The organism is Rossellomorea sp. y25, from assembly GCF_038049935.1.
In the GTDB taxonomy this organism is placed as follows: domain Bacteria; phylum Bacillota; class Bacilli; order Bacillales; family Bacillaceae_B; genus Rossellomorea.
This window is the reverse complement of sequence record NZ_CP145886.1, coordinates 1,603,856-1,619,718: the sequence shown is the minus strand read 5'-3', so window position 1 is coordinate 1,619,718 and position 15,863 is coordinate 1,603,856. Positions and strand designations below refer to the sequence as shown.

18 protein-coding genes are annotated in these 15,863 nt (G+C 41.2%); 10 read left to right on the top strand and 8 right to left on the bottom strand.

Annotated features, from left to right (window positions below):
- Nucleotides 1-93: 93 nt before the first annotated feature.
- The 3 genes from AAEM60_RS08060 to AAEM60_RS08050 all read left to right on the top strand — a co-directional run bounded on the left by AAEM60_RS08060 (nt 94) and on the right by AAEM60_RS08050 (nt 3,637).
- A complete protein-coding gene (locus AAEM60_RS08060) occupies nt 94-1,449 on the top strand; it encodes an MATE family efflux transporter (RefSeq protein ID WP_341357796.1) in 1,356 nt (451 codons plus the stop codon).
- Nucleotides 1,450-1,844: 395 nt separating this feature from the next.
- On the top strand, nt 1,845-2,186 hold the full coding sequence (locus tag AAEM60_RS08055) for a P-II family nitrogen regulator (RefSeq protein WP_060670328.1): 342 nt from the start codon (nt 1,845-1,847) through the stop codon (nt 2,184-2,186).
- A 62-nt stretch (nt 2,187-2,248) separates the two neighbouring features.
- Complete coding sequence (locus AAEM60_RS08050) at nt 2,249-3,637, top strand: ammonium transporter (protein WP_299740180.1); 1,389 nt, start codon at nt 2,249-2,251, stop codon at nt 3,635-3,637.
- A 97-nt stretch (nt 3,638-3,734) separates the two neighbouring features.
- On the opposite strand, the gene AAEM60_RS08045 is transcribed toward AAEM60_RS08050, so the two are convergent.
- The 4 genes from AAEM60_RS08045 to asnB form a co-directional block, all read right to left on the bottom strand.
- Nucleotides 3,735-4,571: a phytoene/squalene synthase family protein gene (locus AAEM60_RS08045; RefSeq protein ID WP_341357795.1), complete on the bottom strand. Its 837-nt coding sequence runs from the start codon at nt 4,569-4,571 to the stop codon at nt 3,735-3,737.
- The gene (crtI, locus tag AAEM60_RS08040; protein ID WP_341357794.1) at nt 4,537-6,039 is read right to left on the bottom strand and encodes a phytoene desaturase family protein; all 1,503 of its coding nucleotides are present in this window, start codon (nt 6,037-6,039) and stop codon (nt 4,537-4,539) included. Before crtI (AAEM60_RS08040) ends, AAEM60_RS08045 begins: the two co-directional genes overlap by 35 nt.
- Nucleotides 6,036-7,559, bottom strand: a complete 1,524-nt coding sequence (crtI, locus tag AAEM60_RS08035; protein ID WP_341357793.1) for a phytoene desaturase family protein — start codon at nt 7,557-7,559, stop codon at nt 6,036-6,038. The genes crtI (AAEM60_RS08040) and crtI (AAEM60_RS08035) overlap by 4 nt, the downstream gene beginning before the upstream one ends.
- A 604-nt stretch (nt 7,560-8,163) precedes the next feature.
- Complete coding sequence (gene asnB, locus AAEM60_RS08030; protein WP_299740150.1) at nt 8,164-10,020, bottom strand: asparagine synthase (glutamine-hydrolyzing); 1,857 nt, start codon at nt 10,018-10,020, stop codon at nt 8,164-8,166.
- Between the two features lie 148 nt (nt 10,021-10,168).
- Here asnB and AAEM60_RS08025 point away from each other — a divergent pair, with 148 nt between their 5' ends.
- Nucleotides 10,169-10,732: a DUF2777 family protein gene (locus AAEM60_RS08025; protein ID WP_299740149.1), complete on the top strand. Its 564-nt coding sequence runs from the start codon at nt 10,169-10,171 to the stop codon at nt 10,730-10,732.
- 79 nt (nt 10,733-10,811) lie between these two features.
- Here the strand turns inward: AAEM60_RS08025 and AAEM60_RS08020 are convergent, their stop codons facing one another.
- The 3 genes from AAEM60_RS08020 to AAEM60_RS08010 form a co-directional block, all read right to left on the bottom strand.
- Nucleotides 10,812-11,183, bottom strand: a complete 372-nt coding sequence (locus AAEM60_RS08020) for a YisL family protein (RefSeq protein WP_044337728.1) — start codon at nt 11,181-11,183, stop codon at nt 10,812-10,814.
- 72 nt (nt 11,184-11,255) lie between these two features.
- Nucleotides 11,256-12,125 (bottom strand): fumarylacetoacetate hydrolase family protein, encoded by an 870-nt coding sequence (locus AAEM60_RS08015; protein ID WP_341357792.1) that lies wholly within the window; start codon nt 12,123-12,125, stop codon nt 11,256-11,258.
- Between the two features lie 32 nt (nt 12,126-12,157).
- Nucleotides 12,158-13,345 carry a DUF418 domain-containing protein gene (locus tag AAEM60_RS08010; RefSeq protein ID WP_299740143.1) on the bottom strand — a complete coding sequence of 396 codons (1,188 nt, stop codon included), beginning with the start codon at nt 13,343-13,345 and terminating at the stop codon, nt 12,158-12,160.
- Nucleotides 13,346-13,475: 130 nt separating this feature from the next.
- On the opposite strand from AAEM60_RS08010, the gene AAEM60_RS08005 reads away from it, so the two are divergent.
- The 6 genes from AAEM60_RS08005 (at nt 13,476) to AAEM60_RS07980 (ending at nt 15,443) form a co-directional block, all read left to right on the top strand.
- Complete coding sequence (locus tag AAEM60_RS08005; RefSeq protein ID WP_299740141.1) at nt 13,476-13,697, top strand: spore germination protein; 222 nt, start codon at nt 13,476-13,478, stop codon at nt 13,695-13,697.
- A gap of 12 nt (nt 13,698-13,709) precedes the next feature.
- Entirely contained in the window at nt 13,710-13,937 is a 228-nt protein-coding gene (locus tag AAEM60_RS08000; RefSeq protein ID WP_044337732.1) for a spore germination protein GerPB, read from the top strand.
- Nucleotides 13,938-13,969: 32 nt separating this feature from the next.
- The gene (gene gerPC / locus AAEM60_RS07995; RefSeq protein WP_299740136.1) at nt 13,970-14,599 is read left to right on the top strand and encodes a spore germination protein GerPC; all 630 of its coding nucleotides are present in this window, start codon (nt 13,970-13,972) and stop codon (nt 14,597-14,599) included.
- Nucleotides 14,574-14,750, top strand: coding sequence for a hypothetical protein (locus tag AAEM60_RS07990; protein WP_044337734.1), 177 nt, complete (start codon nt 14,574-14,576; stop codon nt 14,748-14,750). The genes gerPC and AAEM60_RS07990 overlap by 26 nt, the downstream gene beginning before the upstream one ends.
- Nucleotides 14,750-15,157 (top strand): spore germination protein GerPE, encoded by a 408-nt coding sequence (locus AAEM60_RS07985; protein WP_299740133.1) that lies wholly within the window; start codon nt 14,750-14,752, stop codon nt 15,155-15,157. The genes AAEM60_RS07990 and AAEM60_RS07985 overlap by 1 nt, the downstream gene beginning before the upstream one ends.
- Nucleotides 15,158-15,224: 67 nt before the next feature.
- Entirely contained in the window at nt 15,225-15,443 is a 219-nt protein-coding gene (locus AAEM60_RS07980) for a spore germination protein (RefSeq protein WP_044337736.1), read from the top strand.
- A 43-nt stretch (nt 15,444-15,486) separates the two neighbouring features.
- Here AAEM60_RS07980 and AAEM60_RS07975 read toward each other — a convergent pair whose 3' ends face one another.
- Complete coding sequence (locus AAEM60_RS07975) at nt 15,487-15,789, bottom strand: HNH endonuclease (protein ID WP_341357791.1); 303 nt, start codon at nt 15,787-15,789, stop codon at nt 15,487-15,489.
- Nucleotides 15,790-15,863: the final 74 nt, after the last annotated feature.

The window sequence follows — 15,863 nt, the reverse complement described above, 5'->3', positions numbered from 1 at the left end:
AGTGGGACTACACCTTAACGGTTAGTCCCCTTATCTATTTAAATTGTAAAGAATGCCCAGGTGCATATCCCTGGCCAGCTAAAGGAGAAATCTATGAGTAAGAATCAAAAAAACATGACCCTCTTTGCCTTGACTTGGCCGATTTTCATTGAAATCTTTCTTCATATGCTGATGGGAAATGCCGATACGTTAATGCTAAGTCAGTACTCAGATGATTCTGTTGCAGCCGTCGGGGTTTCCAATCAAATCCTTTCTCTCATTATTGTCATGTTTGGATTTGTCGCTACAGGTACTGCCATTCTTGTTGCTCAGCATCTGGGAGCCCGGGAAGACCGATTGGCTGGAGAAGTATCCATCATTTCCATTGCCGTTAACTTAGGATTCGGTCTCTTCCTTAGTCTCGCCCTTGTGTTTTTCAGTGTACCGATTTTGCTTTCAATGGATCTTCCCCGATCACTGATGGATGAAGCATCTTCTTATTTGAAAATCGTTGGAGGATTCGCCTTTATCCAGGCCTTGATCATGACAGCCGGTTCCATCATGCGGAGCTATGGCTACACGAAAGACGCCATGTACATCACGATCGGAATGAATATCATCAATGTGATCGGGAACTATTTATTTATCTTTGGTCCATTTGGTGTTCCTGTTTTAGGAGTGGAAGGGGTAGCAATTTCCACGATTGCTTCGAGACTCATCGGATTCATAGTGAGCATCATCGTGATCACCAAACGAATCCCCAATGCTCTTCCAATCAAGAGTCTTTTTCGTTTACCCATTTCTCATGTGAAAAATTTATTGCGCATCGGGATTCCCTCTGCAGGAGAACATTTATCTTATAACGGCTCACAAATGGTCATTACGTATTTCATTGCAAGTATCGGGACGAACGCATTGACCACCAAGGTGTATGCACAAAACCTGATGATGTTTATCTTTTTATTCAGCGTAGCAATCAGTCAGGGAACTCAAATTATCATTGGTCATATGATCGGAGCAAAACAATTTGACAGTGCCTATGAACGGTGTTTGAAAAGTTTAAAGATTGCTATTTTCATCTCTCTTATTATGGCCGGAATTTTCTCTATCGCAGCGGAACCGCTGCTGCGAATATTTACAAACAACGAAGAAATCATTTCTCTTGGTAAAACATTGATCTACCTGACCATCATTCTCGAACCAGGCAGAAGCTTCAATTTAGTTGTCATTAACGCACTAAGAGCAACAGGTGACGTACGCTTCCCGGTCTATATGGGGATCTTATCCATGTGGGGAGTAAGCGTTACACTCTCCTATATACTCGGAATCTGGTTTGGGCTCGGACTTATCGGCATCTGGATCTCCTTCATTGCCGATGAATGGCTCCGGGGCATCATCATGCTCAAACGCTGGCGATCCAAAGTATGGATCCATAAACGATTTGTCCAAAGTGATAATAGCACAGTTTAGAGGGACGGACCTTCAAGTGGTTGTGAACCTTGGAGCAAGTCCATATGACCGCTGCTACCCTCCCTCTTTTAATAAAAAGGATGGGACAAAAGTGTTTTAGTCTAAGTAAAACCCGAACAAATCTGCTTTAGGCAGATTTGTTCGGGTTTTTTATTTATTTATTTGGTTTTTTAGTTTTGTCCCCCCTCCCTCCTTTTCACTCCAAATGAAAACGCATCCATCAATTCATGTTAAGTTTTTTTACATAAAAACGCTTACATTATAAATTAACACTTGAACTTTTGTTATTTTCTGAATATGATAAATAATATAACTTATTCATGTCATAAAACCTAACATCATAGAATCGATTTATCCAAGAATGAATGAACATAAAACTAAAGGAGGAAAAAACAATGAAAAAAGTAGAAGCGATTATACGTGCAGAAGCATTCTTGTCCCTGCGAGAAGCGTTATGCCTTCGTGGCTTCAGCGGACTAACCGTATCGGAAGCAGCTGGCTGTGGAAAACAAAAAGGGAAGCAAGGGATTTTCAGAGGTAATAAATTTGAACTGCAGTTAGTCCCCCGTGTAAAGGTGGAAATGATCGTCGACGATGGTCAGGTTGAAGACATCATTGATCTCATCGTTGAACATTGCAGTACTGACACCGTAGGAGACGGAAAGATTTTCATCTATCCGGTTGAGGATGTCATTCGCATCCGTACAGGTGAACGAGGAAAAAAAGCTGTTTTATAGATTATTTCATTCCTAACTCAATCACCAAGCCGCTTTACCAAACCAAATTTGGAGGGATACCATTGATTAAAAAAATTTCTGCTCTGTTGTTTCTGTCACTGTTTGTGAGCACTACTGCTTTTGCTGCGGCCCCTACCGCAGAATCTGTTCAAGCATCCGTTGACTCCTTGTGGGTCATGATTGCTGCAGTCCTTGTGTTCTTCATGCACGCTGGATTCGCCATGGTCGAGACTGGATTTACCCGAGCCAAGAACTCCCTTAATATCCTGATGAAAAACTTCTTAACTGTAGCCATTGCTTCTGTTCTGTTTTTCATTGTAGGGTTTGGGTTTATGTTTGGGGGAACATCCGGTGGAATCATTGGTGCTGACAGCTTTTTCCTTTCAGGACGTGAAGATATCGGTTTCTTCCTATTCCAATCTGTATTTGCCGCTACATGTGCAACGATCATTTCAGGGGCTGTAGCTGAACGAATGAAGCTTAAGAGTTATATTCTATTGACCATTGCCATGACCGGAATCATTTATCCGATTGTCGGACATTGGATTTGGGGTGGCGGATGGCTTTCAGAGCTTGGATTCGTTGATTTTGCCGGATCTACTGTCGTTCATTTAACAGGTGCTGTCGGAGCCTTTATTACGGTGCTTTTCCTTGGAGCACGTATCGGCAAATACAATAAAGGGAAAGTGAATGTTATTCCTGGTCATAATATCCCGATCGGTGCCCTTGGGGTATTCATCCTTTGGTTCGGCTGGTTTGGATTTAATGGAGGCAGCAGCCTAGCCGCTGATCCGACGCTTGTACCTCACGTCATTACAACAACTTTATTCTCAGCATCTGCTGCCATTCTTTCATCCGCTTTCTATACACTAGTAAGATTTAAACGAATCGATCCTTCTCTGACATTAAACGGAGCACTGGGAGGACTTGTCGGAATCACTGCCGGCTGTGCCAATGTATCACTCGTCGGCTCTCTCTTTATAGGGCTTATTGCAGGAGTGATCCTGGTTGAAGCCGTAACGTTCATCGATACGAAACTTAAAGTCGATGATCCTGTTGGAGCCATTGCAGTCCATGGAATTTGTGGGATCTGGGGTACGGTAGCAGTTGGATTGTTTGATGTTTCAAACGGTTTATTATATGGCGGTGGCGTCTCTTTAGTAGCCACACAAGTCCTAGGCGTGTTGGCAGTTATTGCCTGGACGTCCGTAACGGTCGGAGGTTTCCTGTTCATCGTCACGAGAGTATCAAGTATCCGCGTTTCACGTGAAGAAGAACTTTCAGGACTGGATTTTACAGAGCATGGATCGAACGCCTATGAATTAAAAGATACTGTATTAGAATCAAACATTTCTTCCTCTTCTCCTTTTGGATCTGATCTTGTCGAAAGATTAAATTCCATCGGAACAGGTAAAGTGAGTGAAACCATGAATCAACGAAACACAATCTAATCAAATCGGGAGCTGCAGAAAGCGGCTCTCTTTTTTTGTCTATACCAAAAATAATCCCGTATGGAAGTTTACAACCTAAGCTTCCATACGGGATTATTTACGAAATCGTTGAAATGATTTTTTCTTTTACATCCTTCGACACGAAATGCTTCTTGGAAAAAACATTATAGTGATTCTTTCTTACTTCATTCAGGATGGCCCTATACAATAATGCGGCACCCTTCACTGGTGTTCTTGAATACACAGGATAAAGATTCATTGTACGGAATGCTCTATCATAATAGTCTTCTGCAACCCTGGCCATTTCTTCCCATACGGACCGGAAAGCATCATTATTTTGATAATCCATTAATTCTGTTACAGTATATTCATATTTAACAAATAAATCCTGCGGGATATATAATCTTCCTCTTTCCAAATCCTCACCAATATCTCTTAAAATATTGGTAAGCTGCATGGCATACCCTAAGTAAATCCCATCTTCTCTTAATTGATGTTCTTTCCCGGGAGCAAGAATAGGAAGGAGCATTAACCCTACAGTGCTTGCAACGTGATAAGAATAGTCCAGTACATCATCCATCGTCACGTAAATTCTCCCGTTCAAATCCATCCGCTGTCCTTTCATCATATCCCGAAAGGCTCCGATGTCCATGTTGAAATGTTTAAATACATCGTTCAATGCTACCCACATAGGCTCTTCTTCGTTATAATAACCCCTAAGAAATGATTCGAATTCTTTTTCGAACCGGAGCAATTCATCGGATGGCCAGATCCCCTCGTCTACGATATCATCTACTTTTCGACAAAATGCATAGACAGCCCATACGGCTTTCTTTTGGTCTTTCGGTAAAAGGGAAAATGCTCTGTAAAAGGTCTTTGAGTGAAGTTTAATGATATTCTCACAATGATCGTATGCTTCCAAGATCTTGTTCATGTAAGGTCACATCCTTCCTTTCCGACTCGGATTTATAAAGTTCTTTAAAGGATTCAGCAACAAGCTTTGCCCCCTGCATGACAATCGGTACACCACCACCCGGATGGATGGACGCTCCTACAGCAAAGATATTCTTTTCTGCAAACGGTTGTACCTGAGGTCTGAACGGACCTGATTGCATTAAACTGGGTGCAATACCGAAGCTTCCTCCAGAATATAACCCCTCTTGTTTTGCCTCTTCAGGTGTCCTTACTTTCATCCACTTAATTCGTTTTCTTAACTCTTTAAAGCCCCTTTTTTCCATTGTATCCAATACAGAATTGGAAAGAAATTCTGAAGCCTTCTTCCAGTCCAATTTCTCGGAAACCGGAACAGGGATTAGGACGTATAGGACACTGTTCCCTTTAGGCGCAAGGGATGAATCAACCTTAGACGGATTAAATACGTAAAATGAAGGTTCTTTAGGAATTCTCTTATTCTTGAAAATATCCTCCATATTATTAGAGAAATGTTCATTTAAATAAAATTGATGCATTTCCTTTTCTTTAAAACCCCCCTCTATTCCCATATACAACAAGACGCAACCGGATGAGGGCTTGTAAGGTTTAGGGGCCTTTTTCTTTAATAATTTTGATGCCGTAGGAAAATCTCCATTGATGATCACTGCATCTATTTCTTCTCTACGGTTTCCAAGCACGATGTGAGTCGCTTTATCACCTGTAGTCTCGATTTCTGTGACAGATGAGGAGGTCTTGATGGAGACACCATTCCGTTCACAAGCCTCTAGTACATGCTCCAATAGAGATGCATAACCACCATTTATATAATAGATACCATGTTTATGCTCACTAAAGGATACCAAACTATAAATTGCAGGAGTCGTATAGGGGTTCCCGCCGATGTATAAGGTTTGAAGCCCGTATGCGGTTTGGAGTTTTTCATGATCAAAATAATGCTTTAAATTCCCCATCACGTTCCTGTATGCTTTTAACTTAAGCAGTGAGCCAATCGTTTCCCGATTCAGATAGTCTTTTGTCTTTAAAAAAGAGGATTCAAGAAATTGAGGCTTACCGATTGTAAACCGTTCATCCATGTCATTCATAAATCGCAGGAATCCGTCTTCATCTCCAGGAAACTGCTGTTTTATTTCTTCATATTGCTTATCTACATCAGCATATTTTGTATATGTTTGACCGTCTGCAAAATGAACGTTATACAAAGGATCACATCGGACGAATTCAATTGCGTCTGTATTTATACCTGCTTCTGAAAGAATGGAAAGCAGCATTTCGGGCAGAAGCACGATGGTCGGTCCTTTATCAATTTTGTAATCACCTTCTTGAACAAAGGCAAGACGCCCACCGATGATTGACTCTTTTTCATACACCGTAACCTCATGGCCCTCTTTCGACAGTAACAGTCCCGATATCAATCCGCCGATGCCTGATCCAACAATCGCCGTTTTCATAATGCTTCCCCCATTGTTTGATCTTTGGTAAATGAGAAGGAGGGATCTTCGTTCATCAGCATATTCGTTGTAATACGGGCTGATTCTAATATCGTAGGCAACCCGCTTCCAGGATGAGTTCCTCCGCCGACCAGCCAGCAGTTTTCAAGCTCTTCAAATTTGTTGTGAGGTCTGAGTGCCATCATCTGAGTTAATTGGTGACCGAGATTGAAGGTCGCACCTTCGTATATATTGAAGTCCGTTTCCCAGTGATGAGGCGAGATGATTTTTTCAACTTGGATATGTTCCCGAATGTTCTTTAAACCTGTTTTGCTTTCAACTGCATCCAGAACAAGATCCCGGAACGTTCGTTCATTCTCTGTCCAATCAATTCCGCTTACATTATTGGGAACGGGAGCAAGGATATATAAAGTGGAATGTCCTGGAGGAGCAAGCGTCTTATCTGTCACAGAAGCATTTTGAATATAAATGGAGGGATCTTCAGGAAGTGTAAACGTCTCCGTTATTTCCTCCACATTTCTCTTATAGTCCTCTGCGAAAAGGATGCTGTGATGAGGAAGATCATACTGTTTATCGATTCCAAGATAAATCATGAAGGTGGAGCAGGAATACTTCTTCTTCTTCAGTTTTTCTTTACTGTACTTCTTGAGAACTCCGTCTTCTACAAGGTTACTCATCACATGAGCAAAATCTCCATTGATGATGACTTCATCTGCGGAAACCTTCACTCCATCCTCTGTAATGATTCCCTTCACCACATTACGATCTTCAATCCACAATTTCTTGACCCCCCGGCCCAAATGGATGGAACCTCCATGCTCCGTTACTACTTTGGCCATGGCTTTCGACAGCTGATTTACCCCGCCGATCGGGTGAAAAATGCCATATTCATGCTCCATGAAGGACAAAATCGAGAATGCTCCCGGACACTCCCACGGTGACATCCCTAAATATTTCGATTGAAAGGTAAAGGCTAACCGCAATTCATGATCAGTGAAATAATCGCTTAACACACTATAAAGTGATTTCCCTAATGACAATTGGGGAAGTGCCCTCAAAACCTTCCAGCTGATATATTGATAATATCGATCCATGGGACTTTGGAGAATCGGCTTTAAACGCTCCATTTTCTTACGTGTATCATTCATAAAACGCGTATACCCTTCTGCATTCCCCGGATAATGACGTTCAATTTCCCGGGATAGTCTCTCCGGGTCTTTAAACATTTGCACTCTTTTATCTTTAAAAAGCAGTTCATACATCATTGAGAGCTCTTGTAAATCCACATAGTCGTGAAGATTTCTCCCTGCTGCCTCGAATAATTCTTCAGCAATTTCCGGCATGCTCAAGAACGTTGGACCAATATCGAACGTATACCCATCCATGGTGACAGACCCGTTTCGTCCCCCAATGAATGTTTGCTTTTCATATACTTCTACGTCGTACCCCTTGCCGGCTAAAAGCATCGCTGCCGCTAGACCTCCTGGACCAGCACCTATGACGATCATTTTTTTGGCCATCGTTACTGCCTCCGATATTTTTTATTTGTACATTTATTATACAATACTTATACAAATATAGTATACAATTCTTTTTTACTAGAAACAAAGTTTAAGCACTCATTTTCCAGAAAAATTTGATTCACAAAAAATGACTGGGCTTGTCTCTTATAAAATTTTCGCAAATCTTGAGTATTGAGATCCGTTTACCTTCGCTGTTTTACCATGGATAGATCACTACGATGAATTGATTGGAAATACAACAAGGAGACATATAAAAGGTACCCTCCTTTTACTATGCCTCCTTTTTAAATCATTATTACTTAAAATCTATGTTTGTACCTGTCTCTTAATTCTTATTGGTTTTTTAACCTGGAGTTTCTCGAGAAATTCCGGCCGTTTTAATGGAAAATCCAGCCACTTTCATGAAAAATGCGGCCGTTACGACCAAAAATCCGGCCATTACCAAATGTAATCCAGCCGAAATCAATAAAAATCCAGCCGTTTCACTTATTTTTCCAAAAGATACCGCATAGGAACCCCCTATCCAAATTCTCTTATCGTTCTAACTCACACAAAAAAGGTAAGCCCCTTTATAAAAGAAGCTCACCTTTTCAAATAGCTATTATTCTACAATTTGAACATTATAATCCTTAAACCAAACATGAATCTGGGCCAAGTGGGCAAGTAGTTGGGGACCGGTCATAAGTTGGCCATACCATGGTACCTCGAAGGCAGATCCACCTGTTGCAACGATTTCTTTCAGTTTTTCTTCATCGAACAATTCATAGAGAACACTTGATTTGTCTTCGAGTATTTCATTCAACCAGTCACTTACCAGTTTCGTGTACACAGGGTGATGTGTTTTCGGGTAGGGACTCTTCTTCCGATAAAGGACTTCGTGTGGGAGCACTCCCTCAAGTGCCTTTCGCAGGATCCCCTTTTCTCTTCCTTCGTACATTTTCATCTCCCATGGAATGTTCCAGACATATTCTACGAGTCTGTGATCAGCAAATGGCACACGGACCTCCAAGCTTGCACCCATACTCATGCGATCCTTGCGATCTAACAATGTCGTCATGAACCATAGTAAATTCAGATAGAATAGTTGCCTTCTTTTCGTTTCAACTTCACTTTCCCCTTCTAATAATGGGGTTTCTGCCACTGTCCGATCATATTGCTCCAGCACATACTCTTCCAGATTTAATTTCTTACTCCATTCTTCCTTCAGAAGGCCTTGACGCTCAGCTGTGGAGCGCATCCATGGAAATCCTCTGCGGTCGAAATCTTCTGGACGGTGAAACCAAGGGTATCCCCCGAATATTTCATCCGCACATTCTCCTGATAATCCAACCGTGAAGTCCTGTTTAATTTCCCGGCAGAACCATAATAGGGATGAATCAACATCAGCCATTCCCGGTAAATCTCTTACATGAACCGCCTCAGTCAGATAGTCCTTCAATTGTTGTTGACTAATGATACTGCGATGATGCACTGTTTTAAATTCAGAAGTCATCTTATCAATCCACGGCGCATCGGAATTCGGCTGGAAATCGTTCGCTTTAAAGTATTGATCATTTTCTTCATAGTCGATGGAGTACGTATGAAGACTGCCTTTTCCCTCTTCTTTATAGCAATTCGCTGCTACCGCTGTAATTGCACTGGAATCAAGTCCGCCGGATAAGAAAGTACAGAGGGGTACATCGGAAACAAGCTGTCTTTGGATGGCATCGGTTACCAGGAAGCGAACTTTCGCAACTGTTTCAATAAAAGAATCTGTATGCTTTTCACTCTTCACATTCCAGTATCTCCATATTTTCAAGCCCTTTTTAGAGAATAGTAACGCATGAGCCGGACGGAGTTCCTTCACCCCTTTGAATACACCATTTCCAGGCGTACGGGATGGTCCGAGTCCCAATACCTCCGCTAATCCTTGATGATCCACCTGAGGCAAAACATCCGGATGAGCCAGTAACGCTTTAATTTCCGAACCGAAAAGGATTCCTTCTTCCTTTTCAAAATAAAATAAAGGCTTAACGCCCATTCGGTCCCTGCCTATAAACACGTGCTCCTGTTCACTGTCCCAAACCGCAAATGCGAAAATTCCATTTAAATGATGGACACATTCCTCTCGCCACTCAATATAAGACGTTAACAGGACCTCCGTATCAGAATGGCCTTTGAAGGTATAACCCTTAGAAATAAGTATCTTTCTTAAATCTTCTGTGTTGTAAAGTTCACCATTGTAGCAGATGGTGAAAAGGTGGTCGTTATGCTGAATGCTCATGGGCTGCCTGCCACCTGCAGGATCTACTACAATTAATCGTTTATGACCAAACGCAACATGTTCATCAATCCATACATTCGTTTCATCAGGTCCTCTTTTAGAAAGGGTTTCAGCCATTTTTTCTACTACTTCTTTTTGATCCGACAAATCTCGTTTATAATGGATCCAACCTGTAATTCCGCACATTGTGATCATCCTCACTTTCTAATCAAACAAACTGGGCTCACGGACACATAAATTATTCTATGCTCTGAGCTTTAAATGGTTAATTGTCTCAATCAATCTTTACATGAATGAAATATGATAATTATGACAAGAAATGTAGTTAAGGAGGGATATTCACTTGAGCAACATATTTCGATCAAACATTTTAAAATCCCAAAAAAGGTCCTTCTCCGAGGGCACTGCTCTTTTCGAAGAGGATACGTGGTACTTTTTCGAAATCGATGCCGAGGAAGAGTCCGAGCTCGAATTTTACCTCAATCATGAATTAAAAGTATATAGAGATGGGGACTGGCTTACAGGTGTTCTGTTGGAAGACGGAATTATCGTGACACCGTATGAGCGATTAAGAATCGAGAATGGCGATCGAATTCAAATAAAGAAGAATATATTGTATTCGTTGGAGAATTTATTGGAAGAGATTTCTGATGATGCTTTTCATCAGTTTACAACAGCCTTAAACAATCTGGGTTATTCTATTTATGATAGTATCTTTTGCCATAACCACCTGGTTTTCCTTGGAAATCAAAAGATTAAAGAAGGGGTTAACTTCATCACCTTCGATAACGGTGTAGAAGTATGTGCTGTCCAGCATCACTTCACCTATTACAAAAAGAAGCGGGACCGCTTTGAATTCACATTAAGTACGGGGAGACGAATTGTGATTGAGAGTTTTAATATTTAATCCATTCATAAACCCAAATAGAAAAAAGCAAATGCCTGCCGGTATCCGACAGACATTTGCTTTTTTTTCTATTCCTTCTTTATCCAAGGAAATTCAAGCCCAAAGGCAATCGTAATCCCAAATAAAGAACAATGATTAAAGCGATGATCAATTGAATCCAGAACATCTTCGTACTCTTGCCTTTATTCATGCGAACCAAGACCATCTCGAACATCCCGATGACCCAAATACCAACCAATCCTTTAATGCCATATAGGGCAGGATTAATTCCCTGATGCTTCCAGAATAATAGGGCACCCGTTAAAATAATGAGCAGGTAGAATAACCGTAAAATCATATGTACAACTTTCATGCCTTTTTTCTTCCCTGCATTATGTAAGCCAACCGCTACAAAGAAAAGAATAATCGCAATCACCCAAGTTGTAATATGGGCATGTGTATTATCAAACATAATGAACCTCCTACATGTAGATAGTTTACGTTCATAATATTACCATAGTCTTAACTCCAACAGAAATTTTAACTAGGCCTGTAACTGATTTGTCAAAATTCCGAGAGATTCAATTTCGATTTCCACTCTGTCACCTTTCTTCAGGAAAAGCGGAGGCTTGAAGCCTTTTCCAACTCCAGCAGGGGTCCCGGTAGCAATGATATCACCAGGCTCAAGGGTCATCCCCTTTGATAATGTAGAAATGATGGTGGGGATGTTGAATATCATTTCACTTGTGTTTGAAGACTGACGGATTTCATCATTTACCCTCGTCTTGATTTCCAGATTCTGCGGGTCGGCGATTTCATCCTTCGTGACAAGATAAGGACCGATCGGACATGTTGTATCAAGGCTCTTACCGATAAAAAATTGGCCATGCTTTTTCTGCAGATCCCTGGCGGTTATATCATTGAGTATCGTATATCCAAATACGTAACCCAAGGCGTCTACCGGGGAAATCCCTTTCCCTCTCTTGCCAATCACAACAGCAAGCTCTCCTTCATAATCAAGCTGCTCCGTCACTTCACCATGATGCAGCACCGTTTCACCATGACCGATTACGGTATTGGTGGCTTTAGTGAAGATCATGATGTCTTTCGGGATATCCTGTTCGCTGCCCATTTCGATGGCATGATCACGATAATTTTTCCCTACACACATAATATTCCTCTGCACTTTCGGAAGCGGTGAAAGCCACTTTATCTCAGCATGCGAATAATAGCGGGGTTCTGCCGAATCTTCCTGAAGAACTCTTTTTACCTTTTGAAGAAAACCCTTCCCCTCTTCTATCCCGCCAAGTAAATCCTGAGGCAAGCCGTGCAAACCTGCTAACTCTATAATTCCGGCATTTCGTTCCACACCATACGTCTGTCTATCCCCAACCTGAAAGCTAACAAATTTCATTCCTTACTCATCCCCTTCATTTAATTGATAAACTATAACTCTCCTTTTTTCACCACAGTGCTTCTTCCATAGCTAAATACACGCCACAGCTTCTCAACAGGACCGTATTTAAACTTGGATAACCAAATCTCTGATAGGATGACTTGAATGACATAAATCCCAACTGCCAGCATAGTCCCCGTCGTTAACGTCACTTCTCCGTATAGTCCAAATCCATACGAATAGAATATCAGGGTGCCGAGGATCGATTGCATAAGGTAGTTCGTCAAGGACATTTTCCCTACTGAGGCTAAAGGCTTGCTCCACTTCATGATTTTTTCATTCAACAATAATAATGAGAGGATTATTGCATAAGATACTGATAAGAACGGACCTCCCAAAAAGTCTTGAATGTATGCATATGCAAAATTGGACTGGATGAATAATGGCATTGTTTTAATGAAAATCCCCATCGCCAAAGTACAGATTCCTATTATAATCCATGTCTTCTTATAAGCTCTTACCTTTTCCAGTAGTTGCAGTTTACTAGCCCCTGCACCAATCATCATCATTGGCAATATAGAAAGTAATAAAAATATGAGATTACCAGGTGAATTCACAGCATACCAGTCCTGAAAACGCTGTTCCATTATACTGCCGAAGCTTCCTGATGCATAAGCGGCAACAGAATCCTGCAATGACTGGATATCAGTGAACTGCGTTACGCCAGTCGGATCTGCAAATGTCATTAAAACGAGCAGAATACTGAAAAATAATTGAGGCACCAGAAATAATAATCCTCCTAACCATAATAATCCCTTTCCAGACAGCCTCATAAAAACGAGCAGCAGCAGCCCGAATACGGCATAGTTGATTAAGATATCCCCAGACCAAATCAGGAAAGCATGGATACAGCCGATCACTAATAAGATAAGAAGCCTTCTGATTCCAAATAGATAGAAAGACGTTCCTTTGGCAGTTGCCCTTTGCTGCTGAATCCCTAAACCATAACCAAACATCATGGCGAATAGAGGATAGAAGCTTGCTTGGACCAATACATCTATCCATGGATACAAGGCGACATCTTCAGGTGTTTTCCACCAGGAATAGGGGTCAAGATAAAGAAATGGTGAATGAAAGGAAATCATATTGATGATAAAGATCCCAAGCAATGAAAATCCTCTGATCACATCAAGACTTACAATACGTTCTGAATGTTCAGTTGGCGATAAAGAGTCCATTAATTGTTCCTCCGAAAAAATAATCTTAGTTCCATTTTAACTCTAAATGTGAAATTAGGCGATTATCACCTATTCGTTCTTCTCACATAGAATAACAATAATTAACTTTGTCTTAAAGGTGTGAGTCGATATGCCCGCAATCGTAGGAATTGCTCAAGTCGTAAGCATCGGTTCAAGTGCCGTCTTCCATATTGGAGATGTATTTAACATTAGTCCGATTTCCACAGCCAAGACTTTCGCAGGGGCAGGTTCGTTCATAACAGGAAAGGGGATTTCTGTTTACAATGAAAGCTCCTTGACCTATACCGTGGACGATGATGGAATGGACCAAGGAATAAACTTTAACCTATGAGTGTGATGCCGAATGACGAATTATTATGTTCAACAATCCATACAGATTCAATTCATTAAAATCGGGGGGATGTCCAATTCTTCCATCTTTCAAATCGGAACATGCGGTCAAATCACAACAAATGACTTCCTTTATAATACAGGGGGCTTCACGGAGCCTGCTCCGGAAGCGGAGAAAAACGGCAATGGAAAACCGCCTCCCTCTATAACCCCCCTCGTCCCCCTGCAAACGCCAAGGTAACCTAAATCGCGACAAAAGAAAGAGGTGGCAGAATGAACAATTACTATATGACCCCACAACAACTTTATCAGTATATCGAGATGTTGAACACGAAAATTGTCGCGTTGGAAAAAAAAGTGAATGAGCTGTCACAAGAGGTAATAACTCTAAAGGATGCACCGAAAATCAATGTTGAAAGAATCGAATACAAATTTGATCAGCTCAAAGTGGAATCTCTTGATGGCACCTTGAATATTGGATTAAATCCAAATAACCTAAAAGAAACCATAGAGGATCTCGCCGTCGAGCAAAATGTGGATGTCAAATCAATCAAGGACATCAAGCCCTATAAAGAAAGAATTACTGCTGAAATTAAAGCGTATATCGATTCAGAATTACCAAGTCTTATTCAGGATAATGAAATGCAATTTCAGCGGTCTCTGGATCCATCTTATTACGAGATGATTCAGCAGGATTTATTGAACCAGATGCCACAAAGAATCGATTTCTATTTACAGAACATCCCCTATATTGAATCAAAACAACAAGAAGGAGAATGGGAACGGAAAATCATCAGCAAAATCAAAAAGGATATCGAAACGGCCCTCTTCTCCTTCATGTCACAAATCCCAAATAATATGGAAGGAATGAAGAACAATGAACCTCCAAGTAATCAATCGTGAACTATCGGTTGGGAATATTGAAATTGCCGGGGTTACGAGTTCCTCTCTCGTTCTCGTAGGTGATGCTGATGTCATTCAGCTCGCCTCAGCATTCGATACGCCACCTGAATCACTGATCATCGGTCCATTCGTTCCTCTTACACCTAAGTAATGCTTAAGCGTTACTCGATTGTTAATCATTTGGAAGGAATCACACTAGCCTTTAGCTCGCTTTATCAATTAGGGGATTCTCAAAACATTTATGCCGTGTCGAAGGCATTTGCGGTGCAGCGTGAAAGAGAGTTTTTCTTAACCAGTGAAGGAAGTTTTGATTCATCCGTATTTACCGGGCCAATCGACCTCCCTCGCATTAACCCGGATATCAGGGTAAACAGGCTAAATCTTTGTCCCATCAAAGTAAATAACATGTATATACGGGCAACGTCGTTCTCATCCATCATCCACGTCGGAAATACATCCAACGTATATATGGAAGCCAGGGTAAAAAATATCCGTCAGCTGGAAAAAGAAAAAGATACCGAACCACTCACGTTTGAGACGATTGAAAGTCCAAACTAGATGAAGAACCTTCCCCAGAAGTTCACATAGGCTAACATTATAGACAAATAAAAAGAGGATGTTGATTATGCCCGCTTTAGTAGGTCCTGTCGCTATTCTTAACGTTGGTGGAGGAAATGTCCAGTTTGGGGATACGGCGATTATTTCACCTAAGTCTGCTTCTAAGACATTCGGAGGTGCCGGCGGCTTCAATACTGGTCCATTTCAGTTAAGCTATAATGTATTCAGTGTAAGTACCACATTTGATTGTAATGTCGTCGATCAACCCATTACCGGAAATAATTAGAATAACAAAAAGCCCACATTGTGGCTTTTTGTCTTTTATACCCTTATCCCTTTTTCCGCCGCTCATTGCTTTTCTTTGTTTTCACCAATTTTGAGGAGGGCTGCTTTCGTATCCACTTAATGAACTTATGAATCTTTTCATCCCGTCGCAAGTCTTCGATGGTGTTCAACCTTATGCCCAATTCATCATTTGTATAGAGGGAATGAACTTGCTTATGACACGGTATACAAAGCTGTGCCGTGGGAAGGAAAGTTCCCCCAACCTCTTTGGGTGTCAGGTGATGAATCGTGGTTTCCACATTCTGCCGCGAACATAATTCACATGTACCAATCGACTTTTTACTCATCTAACCCACCCCCCTAAATATAATTAGTATAGGTATTCCCTAATTTTCACACCTTAAAAAACCACTTTGAAGAC

Excerpts from the sequence above, each read along its gene's own strand:
- AAEM60_RS08000 (WP_044337732.1), top strand. The coding sequence starts at position 13,710 with ATGACGAATTATTATGTTCAACAATCCATACAGATTCAATTCATTAAA.
- AAEM60_RS08005 (WP_299740141.1), top strand. The coding sequence starts at position 13,476 with ATGCCCGCAATCGTAGGAATTGCTCAAGTCGTAAGCATCGGTTCAAGT.
- AAEM60_RS08055 (WP_060670328.1), top strand. The coding sequence starts at position 1,845 with ATGAAAAAAGTAGAAGCGATTATACGTGCAGAAGCATTCTTGTCCCTG.
- AAEM60_RS08020 (WP_044337728.1), bottom strand. The coding sequence starts at position 11,183 with ATGTTTGATAATACACATGCCCATATTACAACTTGGGTGATTGCGATT.
- AAEM60_RS07985 (WP_299740133.1), top strand. The coding sequence starts at position 14,750 with ATGCTTAAGCGTTACTCGATTGTTAATCATTTGGAAGGAATCACACTA.
- crtI (WP_341357794.1), bottom strand. The coding sequence starts at position 6,039 with ATGAAAACGGCGATTGTTGGATCAGGCATCGGCGGATTGATATCGGGA.
- AAEM60_RS08015 (WP_341357792.1), bottom strand. The coding sequence starts at position 12,125 with ATGAAATTTGTTAGCTTTCAGGTTGGGGATAGACAGACGTATGGTGTG.
- gerPC (WP_299740136.1), top strand. The coding sequence starts at position 13,970 with ATGAACAATTACTATATGACCCCACAACAACTTTATCAGTATATCGAG.
- AAEM60_RS08060 (WP_341357796.1), top strand. The coding sequence starts at position 94 with ATGAGTAAGAATCAAAAAAACATGACCCTCTTTGCCTTGACTTGGCCG.
- AAEM60_RS07975 (WP_341357791.1), bottom strand. The coding sequence starts at position 15,789 with ATGAGTAAAAAGTCGATTGGTACATGTGAATTATGTTCGCGGCAGAAT.
- AAEM60_RS08045 (WP_341357795.1), bottom strand. The coding sequence starts at position 4,571 with ATGAACAAGATCTTGGAAGCATACGATCATTGTGAGAATATCATTAAA.
- AAEM60_RS07980 (WP_044337736.1), top strand. The coding sequence starts at position 15,225 with ATGCCCGCTTTAGTAGGTCCTGTCGCTATTCTTAACGTTGGTGGAGGA.
- asnB (WP_299740150.1), bottom strand. The coding sequence starts at position 10,020 with ATGATCACAATGTGCGGAATTACAGGTTGGATCCATTATAAACGAGAT.
- crtI (WP_341357793.1), bottom strand. The coding sequence starts at position 7,559 with ATGGCCAAAAAAATGATCGTCATAGGTGCTGGTCCAGGAGGTCTAGCG.
- AAEM60_RS08010 (WP_299740143.1), bottom strand. The coding sequence starts at position 13,345 with ATGGACTCTTTATCGCCAACTGAACATTCAGAACGTATTGTAAGTCTT.
- AAEM60_RS07990 (WP_044337734.1), top strand. The coding sequence starts at position 14,574 with ATGAACCTCCAAGTAATCAATCGTGAACTATCGGTTGGGAATATTGAA.